Genomic DNA, 19,825 nt, shown 5'->3' with positions numbered 1-19,825 from the left:
CTTCCCGCGACGCCATCGCGGGCGGCCCTCGCCCTAGATGATCATCGCGCGACCCGGAATGTACCGTTCCAAGCCGACGAAGGTCACGCGATCTTCAGGACTGGACGAGGCCGGGCGGGAAACCTCCGGTGGCGATCGGGCCCCAGCGGTCGATCGTGACGCGGATCAGGGACTTGTTCTGGCGGGCCATCGCCTCGCGGTACTCGTCCCAGTCCGGGTGCTCGCCGGAGATGCCGCGGAAGTAGTCGACGAGCCCGTCCAGGGCCGCCGGCATGTCCAGGACCTCGGCCTGCCCGTCGACCTGCACGTACGGCCCGTCCCAGTCGTCGGACAGCACGCAGATCGACACCGCCGGGTCGCGGCGCGCGTTGCGCGTCTTGGCCCGCTCCGGATAGGTCGACACCACGATCCGCCCCTCGGCGTCGAGGCCGCAGGTCACCGGGGACATCTGCGGGCGGCCGTCGGACCTGGCGGTCACCAGCACCCCCCGGTGCCTCTCCCGCAGGAACTCCAGCAGAGCGGAACGGTCGACCTGGTCGGCAGCCGCCACACGTGGCACGCGAGACTCCTCACTTCGTCGTTCCCCCGAGCATAGGACGCCCCTCAGGGGCGGGGGTGGATCATGGTGATGCCGGGGGTGTCCATGGCCTCCAGGGCGGCGGGCGCCTCGTCGAGGGTGATGGTGCGGGTGATCAGTGCCTCGGGATCGAGCGTTCCGGCCTGGACCATCCCCATCAGGGGCGCGTAGGCGTGGGCGGCCATGCCGTGGCTGCCCAGGATCTCCAGCTCGCGGCCGATGACCAGGTGCAGCGGGAGCTCGGCGGGTTCGAGCACGAGGCCGACCTGGACGTGGCGGCCCCGGCGGCGGAGGCCGGCGATCGAGTCGCGGGCGGTCACCGGGCTGCCCAGCGCGTCCAGAGAGACCTGGACGCCGCCGTCGCTGGCCTCGTGGACGGCCTCGACGACGTCGGTCCGGGAGGCGTCGATCGTGACGGCCGCCCCGAAACGGGAGGCCAGGTCGAGCGCGGCCGGTGCGACGTCCACGGCGATGACCTGGGCGCCCATGGCCGCGGCGGTCATGACGGCGGAGAGGCCGACACCGCCGCAGCCGTGGACCGCCACCCAGTCCCCCGGCCCCGGGCGCCCGTGCGTCACCACGGCGCGGAAGGCGGTGGCGAAGCGGCAGCCCAGGCCCGCGGCGGCGGCGTAGGTCAGGTCGTCGGGCAGGGCGATGAGGTTGACCTCGGCGTCGTTGACGACGACGTACTCGGCGAACGAGCCCCAGTGGGTGAAGCCGGGCTGGGTCTGGTTCTCGCAGACCTGCTGGTCGCCGGTCCGGCAGGACCGGCAGCGGCCGCAGGCGCACACGAACGGCACGGCCACCCGGGCGCCGGGCTTCCAGCCGGTGACGCCGGCGCCGACCTCGGCCAGCGTGCCCGCGAGCTCGTGGCCCGGGACGTGCGGGAAGACCCGGATGTCGGGATCGTGGCCCTGCCAGCCGTGCCGGTCGCTGCGGCACAGCCCGGTCGCCTCGACCCTGATCACCACGCCGCCGGGCGGCGCGACCGGGTCGGGCGCGTCGCGCACCTCCAGGGGCGCGCCGAACGCCTCGTACATCACAGCTCGCATGGGGTGAGACTACTTAGGAGGAGTCCCGGACGATCAGGTCGGCCGGCAGGATCGTGGGCTCGGCGAACGGCTCGGGCACCAGCAGGCGCGCGACGATGGCCCGGGCGACCGCCGCCACCGGGGTGCGGACGGTGGTGAGGGGCGGGTCGGTGTAACGCGCCTCGTCGATGTCGTCGAAGCCGACGACCGCGACGTCGTCGGGGACGCGGCGGCCCGCGCGGCGCAGGGTGTGCAGGGCGCCGATCGCCATGAGGTCGGTGGCCGCGAAGACGGCGTCCAGGTCCGGGCCGTCGAGGAGGAGCTGGCGCATCGCCGCGGCGCCCGACTCCCGGGTGAAGTCGCCCATGGCGATCAGCGAGCGCCGGTCGGCGGCCGACAGGACCTCGCGGTAGCCGGCGAGCCGGTCGCGGCCGGCCGGCATGTCGGGCGGGCCTGCGATGTTGGCGACGCGCCGCCGCCCCCGTTCCAGCAGATGCCGCGCCGCGGCGCGGGCACCGCCGACGTTGTCGCAGTCGCAGTACGGCAGGCGGGCCGTCGCGACCGGGCGGCCGTGCGCGATGACCGGGACGTGCGTGCGCGCGAGCGCGGCCGGCAGCGGGTCGGCGCCGTGCGTCGACAGCAGGATGACCCCGTCGACGTGCCCGCCCGCCACGTACCGTTCGACCCGGTCGTAGCCGGCGGGCGTGGAGGCGAGCATGAGGACGACCTGCTTGCCCGCGTGCTCCAGCTCCCGGCCCACCGCGCGGACGATGACGGAGAAGAGCGGGTCCTCGGCGGACGGCGGCTCGGACACGACGAGGGCGATCGCGCCGGTCCGGCGGGTGACCAGGCTGCGCGCGGAGGAGTTGGGGACGTAGCCGAGCTCGTCGACGGCGCGCAGGACGGCGTCGCGGATCTTGGCGTGCACGGTCTCCGAGCCGTTGACCACGCGCGAGGCCGTCGCCCTGGACACCCCGGCGCGCGCCGCCACCGCCTCCAGCGTGGGTCGTTTCATGCCGACTCCTCGTGAGAGCGCTCTCTCCGAGCCTCCGCCGCGCGTCGTACGCGGGTCAAGGGCGCCGGGACCGGCAGGAGAACGGTTTCCCGTCCGCATGTGGCCAGTCCGGCGCGGGCCTGATCGTGCTGGTACGCCCACCTTCCAGCAGGACAGCGCCGGGCGGGCGGCGACTGGTCTAGGCACGAGAGCGCTCTCTCGCCGCCTTGACACGTGCTTTTCCCCGCATGACATTGACGCGCAGGCGCCTATCGCAATGATCCACCGCTCCCCCTGCGGAAGGGCCCCGTCATGCCCCGTCCACCCCGTTCATGGCGGAGAGCCGCACTCGCGGTCCTCGTCTCCCTCGCGATCCCGGCAGCCGCTCTCACCGCCCAGGCCTCCGTGCCCCCGCCGCCCGCCGGCTGGAGCCTGGTCTGGAGCGACGACTTCGACGGACCGGCCGGATCACCTCCGTCCTCGTCCAACTGGCAGTTCGACATCGGTCACGGTTATCCCGGCGGCCCCGGCAACTGGGGCACCGGCGAGATCCAGCGCTACACCTCCGACGCGGCCAACGTGGGCCTCGACGGCGGCGGCAACCTGCGGATCACCCCGATCCGCTCCGGCTCGGGCGAATGGACGTCCGCACGGCTCGAGACGCGCCGGGCCGACTTCAAGCCCGCCGACGGCCGGATCCTGCGGATCGAGGGCCGGATCCAGATGCCGAACGTCACCGGCGCGCAGGCGCTCGGCTACTGGCCCGCGTTCTGGGCGCTCGGCGCCCCCTACCGCGGCGACTACTGGAACTGGCCGGCGATCGGCGAGTTCGACATCATGGAGAACGTCAACGGGATCAACTCCGTCTGGGGCGTCCTGCACTGCGGCGTCAACCCCGGCGGACCCTGCAACGAGACGTCCGGGCTCGGCGCCGGCCGCGCCTGCCCGGGGTCGTCCTGCCAGTCGGCGATGCACACCTACCGGTTCGAGTGGGACCGCGGTGTCAGTCCCGACCAGCTGCGGTGGTACGTGGACGGGCAGCAGTTCCACGGCGTGAACCAGTCCCAGTTCGACGCCACGACCTGGAGCGACATGACCGGTCACGGCGGCTACTTCCTGCTGCTCAACGTGGCCATGGGCGGCGCGTTCCCCGACGGCGTCGCCGGTCAGACGACCCCGACGGCCTCGACCGTTTCGGGCCGCCCGATGCTGGTCGACTACGTCGCGGTGTGGCAGAGCGGCGGGGGCGGCGGACCGACCGACCCGCCGGGTTCCCGCGACGCCTACGGCACGATCCAGGCCGAGTCGTTCGACGGCCAGTCCGGGCTGGGCGTCGAGACGACGTCCGACAGCGGCGGCGGCCAGAACCTCGGCTGGGCCGCCAACGGGGACTGGGCGCTCTACCGCGGGGTCGACTTCGGCTCGTCGCCCGCGCGGCAGTTCGTCGCGCGGGTCGCGAGCGGCGCGGGCGGGGTCAGCGGCCTCGTCGAGGTGCGGCTCGACTCGCGGTCCAACGCGCCGATCGGCAGTTTCGCGGTCGGTGACACCGGCGGCTGGCAGAGCTGGCGCACGGTCCCGGCGAACATCTCCGCCGTGACCGGCGTGCACGACGTCCACCTGACGTTCACCAGCGGCCAGCCCGCCGACTTCGTCAACGTCAACTGGTTCCGCTTCGGCCACTGAGGCCATCGAGGCCCCCGGCCGTGCGAGCGGGCTCCCGGCATCCCCGCGGATGCCGGGAGCCCGTGTCGCCGGTGCCCCGTCAGAGCAGGGCCCGGAAACCGGTGTCGACGGCGGCGACCGCGGCGGCGATGTTGCCGATGCTCTCGACGCGCACCCCGAGCCTGGCGAGAAGCTGGAGGACCTTGTTCTTGTCCGGCTCCTCGGCCTGAAGCTCCTCGTTCAGTTCCTCGGCGGCGGAGACGGCCTTCTCCAGACCGGGATCGCCCGGAGCGATCCCGCGCAGCTCGACGATGATCGCGGCAAGCTCACGCCGCAGCCCGGCGAACTCGTCGGCCCGTTCCCCCTGGTTGGTGACGGCCGTGGAGCGGTCCCCCACCGCGATCGTCGTCGACCGGATGCTCCCCGAGCCGCTCACGCTGATCCCGCTGTTCTCGTTCAAGATCGATCACCTCGCTTGTGGTTGTGGCTGGTTCTGCCGGGCCGCCGCACCCGCGGCCGAGCCCTTGCCCGCGGCGATGTTCTGGGCGTCGACCCTGCCCTGGCCGGTGACGAAGACGCCGTTGTTGAGAATCGTCATCTGCCGCTGGGAGAAGTCGCTGGTGTCGATGTTGTGCCGCTCCATGAAGTCCGTGATCGCGTCGAAGATCCGGCGCTCGACCGTCTTGACGTAGAGCTCCTGGTCGAGCTTCTGGAAGTAGCGGAAGTAGGAGTTGTCGTTGCTCCGCTCGCGGACACTGAACTCGGTGCCGTAGTTGAAGGTGCGGTCGAAGAGGATGGCTCGCCGGTCACGCCTGGCCTTCGTCCAGCCGTTCCACGGCCCGCGGAGCAGGCTCAGCGTGGCGGCGAGCCCCTGCGGCACCGCCAGGAAGGAACGCACGAAGGACTCGCAGGCGATGTTCGACAGCTGCCTCCCCGTCGGGTGGCCCAGCAGCCCGTCCACCTTGCGGTAGCGGTCCCGGGACGGTGGCAGGAGCAGATAGCTGGCTTCGACGAACAGCAGGTCCCGGCCCGGAAGGAGCGCGAGCCGCAGGAAGATCGTGACGACCAGCTCACCGTTCCAGCCCGCCACGAAGACCGTGAGGTACGGGCGGGCGTGGCCGATGAGGTCATCGCGCAGTCGCCGCATCAGCGCGTCGTCGATGTCGAGGACCGGCGTGCCCAGCGGGTCGGGGAGGACGGCCCGGCGCACCTGCGGATCGAGCCCGCGCAGCAGATCCCGGCCATTGACCACGAGCCTGTCCTCGACGGACACGCCCGGCAGGCCCAGCCCGCCGATGGCGTCGCCCACATGGTCGTACAGCTCGTGCACCTGGAAAGGGATGACGGACTCCCCCTCCTCGGCCTTGGCCATGTTGAGCGTCACCGACCACGTTTCGAGTTCACCTCCGTAGCCGGGGAAGGGCCGGTAGGACGCGGAGACGACGACGTTGCCGCGGTCGCTCGCCGCGATCTCGGCAAGTCTGGCCCTGTCGTGGGGAGACCGCGGTTCGGGAGCGTCCGCGGGATCGAACGCCTCCCTCCGCAGCAACGGGAAGATCACCCGGTAGTAGGTGACCAGCGTCTCGGTGATGAGCACCGCCCACGTCGCGATGAAGATGCCGGCCGCGAGCAGCGCCAGCATGATCGGCATCACGGCCGGATCGGACAGCAGGCCGAGCACCGCCCAGAACGGCAGCAACGCCAGGACAAGGTCACGGATCCGCTGCCGGTCACGCGCGGCCAGCGCGTACTTGAGCACGGTGGCCAGGTCGACTCCCGGGGACGATGCGACCGCCTTGTGCGGCTCGTCCAGCACCTGCTCGAGCGTGGCCGCCGCCAGCCGGCGATCGGTCTGCATGGCGACGCAGAGATAGCGCGTCGTGTCCTGGGCGAGCGGCCTTCGGCCTCGCGCGACCGGAGCGGGGCTCGGTCCTGACGACGTGACCTGCCGCGCCGGGGCGTCGATCCGCGCGGGCGGCACCGTGTGATCGTTGTTGACCGGCCCGGGGACCTGGACGCTGATCGGCTGGATCGGGCGCCACTGTTCGCAGCGCGCGCACACCGGGTGGCCCGGGGAATCGTCCCCGGCACATCTGCCGCATTTCATCGAAAGACCCGCCCCGTTCTCCGGAACAGGCACGGGGTCCGCGGAAGGCGAGACCCCGTGCCGGTGCGCCGAGACGATCAGATGACCACGAACTCGTTGCTGTTCTGCGTCGAGACGATGCCGTTGCCGGCCAGCAGCGTGACGGTGAACCGGTAGGCGTCGCCCGCCGGGAAGTCGGCGGCCTGGACCAGGACGTTCTCCGCCTTCGCGTATCCGGCGTTGGCGCCGAGGTCGGTCCAGCCGAACTTCCCGGCGGTGATGGTCTCGGAAAGCACGCGCCGCGCGAACGTCGTGGTGCCCCCGGAGATGGAGGCCGCGCTGATGATGAGGGTGTAGGCGGCCTTCAGGTCCCCCAGGTTGTCACCGGCCTCCGCGTTGAGCACCAGCTGGAACTCGGTCAGCCGGGTGCCGCCGAGCTCGTTCGGCGTGTTGTCCTGCGCGGCTCCCAGCTTGTTGGTCGTGTAGACCCTGGTGACCTGCACATCGTTCGTCTGCATGAGCACTCTCCCCTATGAACCGCTCATCGGTCTCGCCCGCCGGGCGGGCGGCCGCTGTCACAGGTAAAGAGCCGCGGGCCCGGGCCACTGATACGCCGGGCGCGGATGTATCTGAACGGGGCCGCCTCCCCTCTATCCAGTGACGGCAGCACGGATCCCGGGGAAGAAAGGTCGGATCGTGAACGATGAGGACTACCGGGACTTCCTCGACGGTCCCCCGTTCGGCGCGCTGGGCCGCGGCGTCTCCCTCCTCGAGCTCTACGACAACGGTTTCAGGGCCACCGAGAAGTTCCTCACCGACTGGGACTTCGAGGACCATCTCGCCAGGTACCGCTTCCCCGGACCGGCAGCGGCCGTTCAGTGAGCGCCGTGCCGCGCCAGCCGGTCGTCGAGCAGGACCGCGCCCCTGCCCGCGACCAGCTCCACGGCGCGGCGCCGCAGCCCGTCCGGATCCGGAGCGGTCTCCCCGCGCCGGGTCACACCGCCCCGTTCGGCCAGGTCCGCCCAGTCGAGCAGCGACTCGGCCATCAGCAACGGCGCGCCGCAGCGCTCGTGCACCTCCGCGGCCGACGCGAAATGATCGTTCGCCGTGCCGTGGTCGCCGCCGGCCGCCGCCAGATGGGCGAGGTAGTGGTGCCCGCAGTGATGCCCGACCGCCGAGGTGCCGAACGACTCGCCGAACGGCGTGAGCGCCTCGTACAGCGGCCCGAACAGCTCCGCGCGGCCCAGCCGGGACGCGGCGTACGCCAGGTTGTCGAGCGCCGGCCGCTGTGCGAGGTCACGGGGTGGGAGGACCCCGTGCTGCGCGGCCAGGACCCGGTCGAGCGCGGGCCCGGCCTCGGTGTCGTCCAGCTCGCACAGGAACCTCAGCACCGCGTGCACCGGGTCGATCTGCGGGTGCTCGGAGGCGCGCCGCAACCGCCCGCGCAGCTCGCCGAGCCGCCCCTGGAGGCGGCGGATCTCGCAGAGCTGCTCGGAGTGGAACGCCAGCGCCTCCAGCCGCCGCCCGAGCGCGGACCCCAGCTCCAGCGCCTCCAGCGAGCCCCGCTCGGCGCCGTCGATGTCGCCGCCGAAGAGGGTGAGACTCGTCCGGCACATGACGACCAGCCAGACCAGATGGGGTTGCGCCAGCCGCCGGGCCAGCCGCCCGGACTCCTCCAGGGACGCCCGCACCTCGTCCATGTCGCCCGTCTCCAGCAGCGCGGGGATGTGCTGGAACGTCGCGTGGAAGAGCGCGAGGTCGTCGCCGGTGCGCCGCGCCGCGCCGAGCATCTCGGTGCCCTCCTGGACGCGCCGCTCCAGCGACTCGGCCGGGATGACGGTCAGGCTCCGCAGGCCGAGGACCCGCACCAGCGTCGCCGGGTCGGCCGCCTCGTGCGCCAGCGACAGCGCCTCGTCGGCGAGCGAGAACCGGCGGTCGTCGTCGGGCGCCCAGGTGAGCTCGGCCGCCAGCTGGGCGGTCAGCAGGGCCCGGGTGCGCAGGTCGTCGCGGTTGACGAGCTCGCGGGCGCGCGTCAGGAGCCGGACACGGCCCGCGTCGACCGTGGCGGTCATGCTGAAGAACCCGCGATCCTCGGCCAGGGCGGCCGCCACGACCAGGTCGGCGCGGCCGCGTTCGTCGGCGAGGGCGGCCGCGCGGGCGAGGGTCTCGCGGGCGGCCGGGTCGCCCGCCAGCCACATGGCGCGCCCGCATTCCACCAGCGCCTCGGCCCGCCGCTCCGGCGTGGTGGCCGGATCCCGGTCGAGCAGGTCGAGCCGGGTGCGGCACCAGGTGACCGCCTCCTGGTGGGCGAGCCGGGCGAGCGCCTGGCGCGCCGCGTGCTCGGCGGCGTCGGCGGCCTCGCCGACCCGTTCGAGATCGTGGCCGCGCCGCGCGGTCGCCAGGAGATGCGTCGCGACGACGTACGGGCGGGTCTCCATGACCATCGGGTCGGACCTGCGGAGCGCGTCCGCGACCTTGCCGTGCAGCAGGCTCGCGCGCGGCCGGGACAACGTCTGGTAGGCGGCGGACCTGGTCAGCTCGTGGGAGAAGAGGCACTCGCCCGAGGCCGTCATCGTCACCAGCCCGGTGGCCATGACCTCCTCCACTGTGTCGACGAAGTAGATCTCGTCCATGCCGAGCGCCAGCCGCAGCGCCGCCAGGCCCATCCGCTCCCCCACCGCCAGCAGGCCGGCCAGATGCCGGGCGTCGGGCCCCAGCTGCGCCAGCCGGGCGACGACCATCCGGGTGACCGAGTCGGGCACGGTCAGCCGGTCCAGGTCGCGTCCGTGGATCAGCTCCCTGATCACCTCGCTCACCAGGAACGCGTTGCCGCCGGTGATGGTGTGCAGCCGTGCGGGGTCGCCGTGGACGCCGTGCCCGGACGGGCCGCCGACGGCGTCCAGCGCCGCGCCGACGTCGCCGATCTCGAACGGATCGACCCGGACGACCCGGCTCTCGGCCTCCAGCCGGTGGAGCTCGGCCGCGGCGGCGCCCGCCGCGTCCGCCGGCACCGGCCATGACGTGGCCAGGATCAGCAGCGGCAACCCCTCGGACTCCCAGACGAGCGTGCGCAACATCGTCAGCGACTCGGCGGTGGCCCACTGCAGGTCGTCGATGACCAGCAGGATCGGGCCGACGGACGCCAGCCTTTCGAGCAGGGTGCGCGCCGCGGCGGCGAGCTGGAAACGTTCGGACACCGGCTCGGTGGCGGCCGGCACGGCCAGCGACAGCGGCGGGGCGGCGAGCGAGGGCGCGAGCCGCACCAGCTGCCCGCACCGCTGGTCGACGCCGGCGCGCACCAGGAGTTCGGGGACGTCGCGGGCCAGGCGTTCCACCGCGGCGGCGATGGGCTCGTAGGCCTGCCGTGCCGGATCGGTGCAGCGCCCGGCCAGCAGGGTGAAACGCCGGTCGGCCGCGCGCCCGGCGATGACCGAGGCCAGGCGCGTCTTGCCGACGCCGGGCTCGCCCTGGAGGATCACCACCCGGGTGGCGGACTCGGCCGCGGTGAGGTCGGCCGCCAGGGCGGCGAGCTCGCCCTCGCGGCCCACGAACGGCAGGACATGGCCGTTGTCCAGCCAGGAGGGCGGCCGGGCCCGCCGCTCGCCGCCCACGTCGCGCCACATCACCTCGTAGGTGCGCAGCGGCCGTGGCAGGCCCTTGGCGGGCAGCCGCCCGACGAAGGTGAACTCGTGCCCGCTCCGCCCCTGGGCGAGCCGCAGCACCAGCTCGGTGCACAACACCTGCCCGCCCTCGGCCAGGTCGACCAGGCGCGCCGCCTCGACGGTGGGCAGGCCGCTGACGTCGTGCTCGTCCCAGCGCACGTCGCCGACGCTCAGCGCGGCCCGGACCGCGATCGGCACCGATGCGCGGCCGTTCTCCTCGGCGATCGCCCGCTGCACCGCGGTGACCGCGTCCAGGCCCGCCGTCGCGGACTCGAACACCGCCATCAGGCCGTCGCCGAGGCTCTTGGTGAAGACGGCCCCGGCGGCGGCGGTGACCCGGGACAGCAGCTGGTAGATCCGGCCGAAGTGGCCGTCGGCGAGCTCCTCCCCCAGAAGGGCCCGGGTGCTGCTCGAATCGACGAGGTCAGTGAACAGGAGAGTGGCGGTGGTCAGCGTTCCGGGTACGGGGGGACCCATGGCGGAGAGCCTCCTCCTTTCGCCGTCCGGCCGCCTGCCGCAGCGGGCGCAGCGGGGCGCGGGCGGCATCGCGCAGGTGCCGGCGCACGTCGCGGACCTGCCGCGCGGCGGGCCTCTGCCGGATCCGCCAGCCGCGCGCCACCTCGGCGGGGATCTGGAACGGGGCGGGGCCGCCGGCGTGCCGGTCGGCGTAGGCGATCACGACGGCCCGCCCCGCCTTGCGGATCAGCCGGCGAACGACGGGCCGCAGCGGATCGGGCAGCCAGGAGAAGCGCTGCGCCGCGGCGGCGGTGGCGAAGAGCGGCGCCGACCACCAGGCCGGACGCGGCACACCGAGGAGACGGGGCACCTCCGCGACACCGGCGTCCGTTTCCCTGAACAGCCAGTGGATCAGGCTCCTGGGCAGCTTGCGGCAGCCCAGGAACATGAAGTCCTCCATCTCCTCCAGCAGCGCGGCCATCAGCCGGCGCCCCTCCTCGGTGGACTCGAACAGCCGGCCCATGCGGTCGCCGACGACGTCGGCGTCGGCCAGGGTGAGCGGGCCGTGCCGGCACGACTCCACCCCCATGAGGTGGCCGAAGACGCTCCAGGTGTAGAGGTTGGCCTCCCGGTCGCCGTCGCCGGTCGGGACGCCCATGCGCTCCATCACCTCCCATGTCACGAGGGAGAAGTCGAGCAGCGTGGCGAGCAGGAGCTCCTGGTTGACCGGAGGCCCGTAGGCCGCGGCGTCCCACGCCCGCTCCTCCTCCAGGTCGAGGACGACCGCGCGGACGCAGGAGTGCAGGAGCCGCAGGCCGATCGCGCTCCTGAGCCCCCGTCCGCCGGGCTCCAGCGAGGCCGGCTCGCCGTCGGCGGGCTCGCGCATGCCCATGAGGTCGATGAGCATCTGTCCGGTCTGGGCGAGCCTGCGGCTGACCTGGCCGTTGGCCAGGTCGGACGCGTGGATCAGCACCTTGGCGCCGGCGGGCGCCGCGTAGGCCAGCGGGAGGCAGGCGAAGAAGAGCGCGGCCGCCTGGTAGAGGCCGTAGTCGGTGAAGATCCGCTGCCCGCGTTCGATCCGCTGCCGGTCGCGCCCCCACGCGGGCGGCGTGATGCCCGCGGCCAATCCGCCGAGCGCGCCCTCGGGCTCGGCGCCCAGCTCCTTCATCAGGGATCCCATCAGGGCCGTCGGCGCGCGGAGGCTCGGGTCGGCCCGGCGTCGCGCGGCGACCAGGCCGTCCATCTCCGGGTCGCCCATTCCGCGCAGCCGCCGGAATTCGTCGTCGGTCCAGCGCGTCCCCGCGCCGTGATCGGATTCGCGTTCATGAACATGCATGGCGTCACCCCGTGTATTCGCCCCTGAAATTACCTTAGCGAATTATCCGGGAGCCGGACTTCATTTTTATATGCCGTCGCCCCTTCCGGCCATAAGCGGACAACGGGTATTCAGCGCACACTGCGCCGGTGCAGCTCGGCGATATTCTTGAGGACGATGGTACGGCCATTGATCGAAATTATATTGCGCGCGGCGAGGACGGCCAGGGCACGATTGACCGCGGGCCGTGAGGCGCCGACCATCGCGGCGAGATCCGACTGCGTGAATGCCCGGTCGATGACCTTTCCGCCGGACTCGCCGTGTTTGGCGGCGAGGTGGAGGAGCGCCTTGGCCAGCCGTCCGCCGAGGTCGAGGGAGACCATGTCGGCGGCGCGTTCGGTCAGCCGCCTGACCAGGGCGCCCAGAACGCGCAGGAACTCGTCCGCGAGCGCGGGATGATCCCGCATCAGGGCCAGCAGTTGCGGCCGGGAGACCGAGAAGAGCCACGCCGTCTCCACGACGATCACCGAGGCCGAGCGCGGCCCGCCGTCCAGGACCGAGAGCTCCCCGAAGGTCTCCCCCGGCCCCAGCATGTCGAGGACGACCACGTCGCCCTGCGCCGTGGTGAGGACGACCTTGACCAGGCCCTCCAGCACGGCGAACAGGCGATCACCCGGATCGCCCTGGTGCACGATGATCTGGCCGGCGCCGTAGCGGCGCGCGAGCCCGGCCGCCACCGCGGTCTCGAGGCCGTCCCGCCCGAGGGCGGCGAACAGCGGGATCTCCGCCAGCTTTTCGTCGATCGGTCGCGCCGGCCCGGGAGGAACGATCTCCGGCACGCCGTTCACGCGCCTTTCCATAGGCGCACTCTAAACCCGAATCGACGTCCTGGCCCCATCCGCGAGAGCTGTGCGCTGGATTACAGCGGCCCGGTAATCGCGCGGACAGCGCCTCACGCGGACCCGGCGGATCGTCGGTCGCATGACGACCTCACCGACCGAAGGTCGCGAACGGGAAGTGACCGCTCTGGTTTCGGCGGCCCGCAATGGCGATGACGACGCGTGGCGGCGTTTGGTCCAGAACTACAGCGGCATGCTCCGTTCGCGCATCAGGCACTTCCGGCTCAGCCATGACGACGCCCAGGACGTCATCCAGACGACCTGGCTCCTCGCGCTGCAGAACCTTCACCGGCTGCAGCAGGAGACGCGGCTGGGGGCCTGGCTGACGACGATCGCCGTCCGGGAGTCCATGAAACTCCTGAAACGATCGAGGGAGATCAGCACCGACGACCTCGACACGATCGACGGTCCCGGCACCGACTCCGCGACCGCCTCGGTGGACCGGCGGCTGACCGGCACCTGGTTCCACCTCGCCCTGGCCGAGGCGGCCGCGGAGCTCCCGGCGAGCCAGCGCGAGCTCCTCGCGGCGCTCACGGGGCGTCCCGACCTCCGCTACGTCGAGCTGGCGAAGGTCCTGGGCCGCCCGATCGGGAGCATCGGTCCCTCCCGGGCGCGGACCCTCGCCAGGCTGCGCGGCCTGCTCGCCGCGCGCGGCGTCACCCCGGACCTGCTGGAGTGCCTGGACTGACCGGGCCGGCCTCCGGCCGCAGGGGGCGCCGGTGCGCGTACGCCTCGAGGTCGAGGCCGGCCAGCTCCGCCGCGTCGGGATCGGAGTGGAACGGGGACCGGTACAGCTGCCGGACGATCAGTCCCCGCACACCCCGGGCGGGCCCGCCGTGCCGCCGCTCGTCCTCCCGCTGCCGCCACTCCCGCAGCGGCTCGGGCGACCGGCCCTCGTTCATCTCGTCCACGAGCTCGTCCAGCGCCGCCCGCCCGAACGGCGGGTCGAAGAGCCCCGGAACGGCCGAGTACATCCGGAAGTACGCCACGATGAAACGCATCCGGTCCTCGAACCGCAGCCAGTTGCCGACACCGGCGGTGGCCCGCTCGAAGTCCGCGGGCAGGAACCGCTCGACCAGCGCGCGCACCTCGGGGTCCCGGATCGGCGCCCAGGCCGTCTCGGGGTCCACGCCCGCCGGCGGCGGAAGCGGCCTGCCGAGCTGGATCCTGCCGAGCGGCGTCCGCATGACCATCAGCCGGTGCGTGTAGAACCGGGCCCACCGGCGTTCGGCCTTGCGCACCGGCCAGGGCTGGTCCGCGTGCGGCGCGGTGTAGATCGCCAGACGGCGGAACGGCCGCCGGGTGACCGCGCTCCACACCCAGCGCCAGGACGCCTGGAGCACCCAGCGGGGCGGCCGGTTGAGGATCAGTTCCAGCAGCCGCTGCGCCCGCTGCTGCTCGTAGGCGACCAGCGCGACGTTCGCGCCGAGCACGAGCTCCGCCCGCCCGGCGGGATCGGCCGTGTTCCTGGCCTTGGTGTAGAGCCGCACGACGATGTCGAGCAGGTCCTCCTCCGCGGGCGCCAGGAGACTCGACAGGATCTCCGGGCGGCGCACCGGCCGCCGGGCCTCGCGGACGCGGATCGAGTAGTCCTCGCCCGCGCCCCACAACTCGGCGGCGAGGCTGCCCATCTCCAGGAAGATCGCACGGTTGGCCAGCGCGAGCGCGAGCTGGTAGCTCGGCCCCAGCAGGGCCAGGAGCGTCCGCCGGAACGGCCTGCGCAGCCGGTCCGGCACGTTCAACCGCGTCCCCACGTCCTTCAGGAAGAGCGACTCGCGCGTGAGGTCGAGGTTCTCGCCGACCGCCTTGGACGCCCAGACCGCGTAGCAGTACCAGTTGTTGACGTCGCGCCCCAGATGCCGGGCCAGGTCGTGGGCCAGCCGGTGGTACGCGAAGGCGATCACCTTGGCCTGGTGGGTGGGCCGCCGGTCCGGATGGACCGCCACCCGCACGACATCGTCCACCGTCAACGGCCGGTAGAGACATGATGGATCCATCTTCGACACCACTCCCTGTGCGTTGCGCCACCGTCCGTATAGAGCCCGCCAGATCCGGGCCTGATACACCGCCTGCCCGGAGGTCTCGTTCATGACGGGCCGTTCACGGGATCGCGGCGAGCACGACGGTCACCACGGAGGCGGCCACCAGGGCGCCCGCTCCCACGGTCAGCGCGGCGGCTCCCGGGGCCTCGGCGCGGGCCCGGACCATGGCGACCGCGCTGATGCTCAGCGCGAGACCTGCGAAGAGGATCGCTCCGGTCATGAGGTTGTTGCGCCGCGAGGCCGCCTCTGCGGCGTCGAGCGCCCGGCCCTGGCGTTCCAGGCCCGCCTTCCAGTCCGCCGGCGTGGTGCCCATGAGTTCCCGGGTCAGCGGGTCGACGCCGTCCTGGGCGGCCGGCGCCCTGCTCATCGCGGTGGTGATCCGTTCGAACTGGGGGCGGCTCGCCTGGTCGGCCCCTGCCAGTGCCCGCTGCTGGACCGCCAGTTCCGCGTCCTCGGTGTCGAGGTTGACGTACTCGCGCGTGTGCGCCTTGAGGTCGTTGTTCAGCACGATCCGCAGGCTCTCCTGGCGGAACGCGTCGAGCGCGCCGCTCGCCCGGATCTCCGCGGTCAGCCGGGTGCCCGCGCGGGCCGCGAGCGCCTGGGACCGCTGCTCCTTGTTGCCGAAGTAGAGCTGCGGCGCGACGAGGACGGTGAAGAGGACGAAGGCGAGGCCGGTCACCAGCCCCGGCCACGGCCGCGGTTCGCGCCGGGCCGGAACGGGCGGGATCAGCTCCACCTCGTCCGTGCCGCCGTCCCGTCCTCCCTCCCCTTCCCCGCCTTCCCGCTCGCCGTCCCCGCCGCCGGCGTTCCGGCGCCGCTCCAGGAGCTGCGTCAGGAAGTAGCAGGCGAGCAGCGGGACGGCCGCCGAGGCGCACAGTGCCGCCCACCGCGCCTTGCGATCACCCGCGGCGAGCGCGTCGTCCGGGTCGAGCCGGACGAGGTCGGGGTGCGCCGCCCTGGTCGCCGCGAGCCGCCGCGGCAGGTCGTACGAGCCGTCGGGACGGCGGTAGGCGTCGCCGTCGAGCAGCGTGCCCCTCCCCTTCTCGGCGTAGCGCAGCTGCCAGACGTACTGCCGTTCCGACGCCGCCTCGATGCGTTCGATCTCGCCGTCGTCCCCGCGCAGGGCCGCGTCGAGGCCGAGCGTCCCGGCGCGCGCCTCGGCGAGTGCCACGCGCACCGCCTGCGGAGCCTCGGCGCCGTAGACGAAGGTGATGTCCTCGACCGCGGCGGCCGACCGCTTGGTCTCCTGCCGCGTCATGTCCTGCCACTCTCCGGTCGCCTGCCCGGTGAGGAACGCGCTCGCCGCGACCCCGGCCGCGATCAGCGCCGTCACCACGAGCTGGCGCCGGTTCGCTCGGCCTGCGGGAGTGCCCCGCCGGGTGATCCGGCGGACTCGCCCGGCGGCCGACCGGGCGCCGTCCCGCAGCGGTGCCGCCCATCGCCCGGTCATTGGCGGTCGTAGGTGATCGTGTTGCCGCTGGAGTCGTCCCGCATGGTCAGGACGGATCCGGAGACCGACCACGCGTAGGTCTCGGTCTCCCTGCGCGCCGGCCGGGTGTAATCGCCGCTGGGGGCGTCCGGGTCCTTGCGCGTGTGGGTTCCGGAGGTCACCCGGAGCGTGAGCGTGCCGCCATCGGTCTCGGCCGTCCCGCTGACGTCGATGATGAACTCGAAGACCCCGCTCGCCCGCTGCTGGTTGAGGACGGAGGCGTTGGAGAAGGTGCCGTCGCGCCGGAAGCGGTAGAAGATCAGCGCGTTGCCCCCCTCGCTCTTCCAGTCGCCGACCAGCCGCGCGGGCAGCGAGCCCTGGTCCTGCGTCGCGGAGGTGCCCGGCGGTGCCGGCTCGGTCGTGGTGCCGGCCGGGCCGGGCGAGAGCGGCGGCGAGACCGTCACCGGCGGCGAGGTCGTCACCGGCGGGTCGCCCCCGTTCCCGCCGCCCTTTCCGCCCCCGCAGCCGGTGACCGCCGCACCGGCCAGCAACGCCGTCATCGCCAGAATCATCGGCCTGTTCACGAGGCCTCCCCGAATACTCTGAGCACGAATCCACTCACAGCTTGTGCCGGTCGTGGGCGGCTCCGCGACAGGGACCCGCCTAGGGACGGCGGCCCCAGAGCCCGGGGTAACCCCTGGAAATACATGCGCGTCCGACCTCTTCCGGACGCCCCGGTGCAGGGGAAAATGGCTTGCACGTGGCCGTTCGCGGAGTCACAGTGCCCTCAATCGGAGGCGTCCAATTCCTCCATGAACGCGGTGGCCGCACGCCCACCGACGGGGTACGTCATGCCGGTCCCGGCTCGCAACGACCGCACCGACGACGTGTTCGTCGGCAGAACCGCCGAACTCGCTTTGCTGCGGGCCCACGCGGAGCACGCCCGCTCGGGCCGTCCGCGCATCGTGCTCGTCGAGGGCCCCGCCGGGATCGGCAAGACGACGCTGGTCCGGCGGTTCTTCGACCAGGACGCGCCGGAGCACGTGTTGTGGGCCGCGGGCGAGCACACCGAGCAGGCGCTGTCGTTCGAGGTGCTCAGGCGGCTCGTCGGCGGCACGCCGGTCCCCGGCGCGCTCGCGGCGCCGCTCGGACTCCTCGGCTCCGTGGACCCCGGCGAGCCCGTGGACGCGTTCACGCTCGGCGGCGCGTTCCTCGACCTGCTGGGCGAGTTGCAGCGGAACGGCCCGGTGGCCGTGGTGATCGACGACGCCCGCTGGGTGGACGCCGAGTCGCTCAACGCGTGCGTGTTCGCCCTCCGCAGGCTGGGCCGCGACCAGGTGATGGCCGTCCTCATCACCCGGGACGGCGCCGACCCGTACCTGCACGAGGGGTTGCGCCGCCTGCTGGCGACCCAGGACGTCCAGCGCCTCGCCCTCGCCGGGATGGACGCCGGCGATCTCGTCGAGTTCAGCGGACGGCTCTGCGACCGGGAGTTGTCGGCGGGCGCCGCCCAGCGGCTCGGCTCGCACACGGCGGGCAACCCGCTGCACGCCCGCGCCCTGCTGGAGCAGGTCCCGGTGAAGGAGCTGTGCGACCTCTCCGCGCCGCTGCCCGCGCCACGTTCCTACGCCATGCTCGTGCTGGCGTCGCTGGCCGGCTGCTCGCCGGAGGCCCAGCGGCTGGTGGAGGCCGCCGGCGTGCTCGGCCAGAGCTGCCCGCTCGACTCGGCCGCCCGCCTCGCCGGCGTCGCCGCCCCCCTGGGGCCGCTGGAGGAGGCGACGAGCCGGGGGCTGCTGCGCGAACGCCCCACGACCGCAGGCCTGGCCATCGCCTTCTGCCATCCGCTGGACCGCGCCGCCGTGTACCGCGACCTCGGTCCCGCCCGCCGTGCCCTCCTGCACCGCAAAGCGGCCGACCTCAGCGTGAACGGCCTCGAGGCGCTGCGCCACCGCAGCCGGGCCGCGCTCGGGCCGGACACCGCGCTGTCGGAGGAGCTGGCCGGGCACGCCCGCGGCCACGCGAAGCGGGGATCGTGGGCGGTGGCGGGCGAGCTGTTCACGCTCTCCGCCGGCCTGTCCGGGACGCCGGGCGGGCGTGCCCGCCGCACCGTCGACGCGTTCGAGGCCCTGATGCTCGCCGGGCAGACCGAGGAGGCACGGTCGCTGTCGGCCGCCCTCTCCCGGGCCGAGGCCCCCGCGACATGCGACTACGTCCATGGCCATATCGCCGCGGTGGACGGGCGGCTGCCAGAGGCCGCCGCGCTGCTCGGCGAGGCCTGGCAGCTCTGCGACCAGGGCAGGGACCCGCATCTGGCCGCGCGGATCGCCGAGCAGCTCGCCCGGTTGTGCGCGCTGGAGGGGAAGGGCGCCGAGACCGCGCTCTGGGCCGAGCGCGCCGCCCATCCGCGTCCCGAGCACGCCGGAAGCGACCTGACCCACTTCCTGCGCGTCATCGGCCTGGCCTCCTCAGGCGCCGTCCCGGCGGCGCTGGCCCACCAGGACGGGCTGCCCGACCCGGCGGTGGCGACCTTCCGGGAGCTCGACGCGCTCCTGGGGCACGCCGCCGTCCGGCTCTGGACCGACGATCTCGAACGGGCGCGGCGCGACCTCCTCGGCATCTGGGACGCGGGCAGGGAACGGTCCGCGCAGTTCCGCGGCCTGGCGGGCTGGCTGCTCGCGCAGGCCGAGTTCCGGCTCGGCCGGTGGGACGACGCGCTGGTGCACGGCGAGACCGCCGTGTCCATCGCCGACGGCACCGCGCAGGCGTGGCTGACGCCGATGGCGTACGCGATGGCCGCCCTGGTGCCGACGTGCCGGGGCGACTGGGACCACGCGCGCGCCCACCTGGACGCCGCCGTCGACCACGCCGGGCGGGTGGGCAGTGCGACGGCCCTCGGCTACGCGGCCTACACCAGCGCGCACCTGGCCGCCGGGCGGAACGACCACGAGGGCGTCATCGCGGCGCTGCGCCCGTTCCTGGACCTGGAGCCGACGCGCGCGCCGTACGAGCCCGGGATCCTGCCCTGGCAGGATCTCCTCATCGACGCGCTGGTCGCCGCCGGCGACGACGCGCAGGCCGAGGAGCTGCTGGAGTCCTTCGCCGGCCGGGCGGTCGCCTGCGGGCGCCACTCCGCGCTGGCCGCGGCGGCGCGCTGCCGCGGCAACCTGCACGCCGCCCGCCGTGAGCCGGGCCCCGCCGAATCCGCCTTCCAGGAAGGCCTCCGCCAGATCGCCCGGGTCGACCTGCCGTTCGAGGAGGCGCGCCTGCGCCTCTCGTACGGGCGGTTCCTGCGCCGGTGCGGCAAGCGCGGCCAGGCCGCCGCGCAGCTCGGCGCCGCCCGGTCCGTGCTGGCCGCTCTCGGCGCGCGGCCCCTGCTGAGGCTCTGCGACCAGGAACTCGCCGCGTGCGGCCGGCAGCCTGCGGGCGGCCGGGACGAACCGGCCCGCCTCACGCCGCAGGAACTGGCCGTCAGCCGGCTGGTCGCCACCGGCCTGACCAACCGGCAGGTCGCGCGCGAGCTCGTGCTGAGCGTCAAGACCGTCGAATACCACCTCGGCCATGTCTACGCGAAGACCGGTGTCACGTCGCGGACCGCGCTGGCCGCCGCGCTGGCCCGCACGGGTCCGCCCTAGGGATGTCCCCGGGGCGGTCCCAGAGGCGCTCGCCGCGGTC

The 19,825-nt window shown here is 73.3% G+C and carries 16 protein-coding genes; 4 read left to right on the top strand and 12 right to left on the bottom strand.

The window, feature by feature from the left end; all coding sequences use genetic code 11:
- Positions 1-94 precede the first annotated feature (94 nt).
- From ABZ810_RS23455 to ABZ810_RS23445, 3 genes are read right to left on the bottom strand one after another with little or no spacing between them, the layout of a single operon-like run.
- Positions 95-559, bottom strand: a complete 465-nt coding sequence (locus tag ABZ810_RS23455) for a PPOX class F420-dependent oxidoreductase (RefSeq protein ID WP_358406386.1) — start codon at positions 557-559, stop codon at positions 95-97.
- Positions 560-603: 44 nt separating this feature from the next.
- Complete coding sequence (locus ABZ810_RS23450; protein WP_358406385.1) at positions 604-1,629, bottom strand: zinc-dependent alcohol dehydrogenase family protein; 1,026 nt, start codon at positions 1,627-1,629, stop codon at positions 604-606.
- A 13-nt stretch (positions 1,630-1,642) separates the two neighbouring features.
- Entirely contained in the window at positions 1,643-2,623 is a 981-nt protein-coding gene (locus ABZ810_RS23445) for a LacI family DNA-binding transcriptional regulator (RefSeq protein ID WP_358406383.1), read from the bottom strand.
- A gap of 291 nt (positions 2,624-2,914) precedes the next feature.
- Here ABZ810_RS23445 and ABZ810_RS23440 point away from each other — a divergent pair, with 291 nt between their 5' ends.
- Positions 2,915-4,285: a glycoside hydrolase family 16 protein gene (locus ABZ810_RS23440; RefSeq protein ID WP_358406380.1), complete on the top strand. Its 1,371-nt coding sequence runs from the start codon at positions 2,915-2,917 to the stop codon at positions 4,283-4,285.
- A 79-nt stretch (positions 4,286-4,364) separates the two neighbouring features.
- Here the strand turns inward: ABZ810_RS23440 and ABZ810_RS23435 are convergent, their stop codons facing one another.
- The 3 genes from ABZ810_RS23435 to ABZ810_RS23425 all read right to left on the bottom strand — a co-directional run bounded on the left by ABZ810_RS23435 (position 4,365) and on the right by ABZ810_RS23425 (position 6,868).
- Positions 4,365-4,724: a hypothetical protein gene (locus tag ABZ810_RS23435; RefSeq protein ID WP_358406378.1), complete on the bottom strand. Its 360-nt coding sequence runs from the start codon at positions 4,722-4,724 to the stop codon at positions 4,365-4,367.
- 6 nt (positions 4,725-4,730) lie between these two features.
- A complete protein-coding gene (locus tag ABZ810_RS23430; protein ID WP_358406376.1) occupies positions 4,731-6,122 on the bottom strand; it encodes a hypothetical protein in 1,392 nt (463 codons plus the stop codon).
- Positions 6,123-6,448: 326 nt separating this feature from the next.
- Entirely contained in the window at positions 6,449-6,868 is a 420-nt protein-coding gene (locus tag ABZ810_RS23425) for a hypothetical protein (RefSeq protein ID WP_358406374.1), read from the bottom strand.
- A 178-nt stretch (positions 6,869-7,046) separates the two neighbouring features.
- Here ABZ810_RS23425 and ABZ810_RS23420 point away from each other — a divergent pair, with 178 nt between their 5' ends.
- Entirely contained in the window at positions 7,047-7,232 is a 186-nt protein-coding gene (locus ABZ810_RS23420; protein ID WP_358406372.1) for a hypothetical protein, read from the top strand.
- On the opposite strand, the gene ABZ810_RS23415 is transcribed toward ABZ810_RS23420, so the two are convergent.
- The 3 genes from ABZ810_RS23415 to ABZ810_RS23405 all read right to left on the bottom strand — a co-directional run bounded on the left by ABZ810_RS23415 (position 7,226) and on the right by ABZ810_RS23405 (position 12,643).
- Positions 7,226-10,489: an AAA family ATPase gene (locus tag ABZ810_RS23415; protein WP_358406371.1), complete on the bottom strand. Its 3,264-nt coding sequence runs from the start codon at positions 10,487-10,489 to the stop codon at positions 7,226-7,228. The two genes, ABZ810_RS23420 and ABZ810_RS23415, sit on opposite strands and share 7 nt — an antisense overlap.
- Complete coding sequence (locus tag ABZ810_RS23410; RefSeq protein ID WP_358406370.1) at positions 10,437-11,804, bottom strand: oxygenase MpaB family protein; 1,368 nt, start codon at positions 11,802-11,804, stop codon at positions 10,437-10,439. The genes ABZ810_RS23415 and ABZ810_RS23410 overlap by 53 nt, the downstream gene beginning before the upstream one ends.
- Before the next feature lie 110 nt (positions 11,805-11,914).
- On the bottom strand, positions 11,915-12,643 hold the full coding sequence (locus ABZ810_RS23405) for a Crp/Fnr family transcriptional regulator (RefSeq protein WP_358406367.1): 729 nt from the start codon (positions 12,641-12,643) through the stop codon (positions 11,915-11,917).
- A gap of 157 nt (positions 12,644-12,800) precedes the next feature.
- Between ABZ810_RS23405 and ABZ810_RS23400 the strand changes: the two genes are divergently transcribed.
- A complete protein-coding gene (locus ABZ810_RS23400; RefSeq protein ID WP_358406364.1) occupies positions 12,801-13,370 on the top strand; it encodes a sigma-70 family RNA polymerase sigma factor in 570 nt (189 codons plus the stop codon).
- On the opposite strand, the gene ABZ810_RS23395 is transcribed toward ABZ810_RS23400, so the two are convergent.
- From ABZ810_RS23395 to ABZ810_RS23385, 3 genes are all read right to left on the bottom strand, one after another.
- Entirely contained in the window at positions 13,339-14,679 is a 1,341-nt protein-coding gene (locus ABZ810_RS23395; protein ID WP_358406363.1) for a hypothetical protein, read from the bottom strand. The genes ABZ810_RS23400 and ABZ810_RS23395 overlap by 32 nt on opposite strands.
- A gap of 103 nt (positions 14,680-14,782) precedes the next feature.
- The gene (locus ABZ810_RS23390; RefSeq protein WP_358406361.1) at positions 14,783-16,174 is read right to left on the bottom strand and encodes a hypothetical protein; all 1,392 of its coding nucleotides are present in this window, start codon (positions 16,172-16,174) and stop codon (positions 14,783-14,785) included.
- A complete protein-coding gene (locus tag ABZ810_RS23385) occupies positions 16,171-16,713 on the bottom strand; it encodes a hypothetical protein (protein WP_358406360.1) in 543 nt (180 codons plus the stop codon). Before ABZ810_RS23385 ends, ABZ810_RS23390 begins: the two co-directional genes overlap by 4 nt.
- Before the next feature lie 252 nt (positions 16,714-16,965).
- Here ABZ810_RS23385 and ABZ810_RS23380 point away from each other — a divergent pair, with 252 nt between their 5' ends.
- Positions 16,966-19,785 (top strand): AAA family ATPase, encoded by a 2,820-nt coding sequence (locus ABZ810_RS23380; RefSeq protein WP_358406357.1) that lies wholly within the window; start codon positions 16,966-16,968, stop codon positions 19,783-19,785.
- The last annotated feature ends 40 nt before the right edge of the window (positions 19,786-19,825 follow it).

This window comes from Spirillospora sp. NPDC047279 (assembly GCF_040643285.1).
Taxonomy (GTDB): Bacteria; Actinomycetota; Actinomycetes; order Streptosporangiales; family Streptosporangiaceae; genus Spirillospora.
This window is presented reverse-complemented; position numbering and strand designations above follow the sequence as displayed.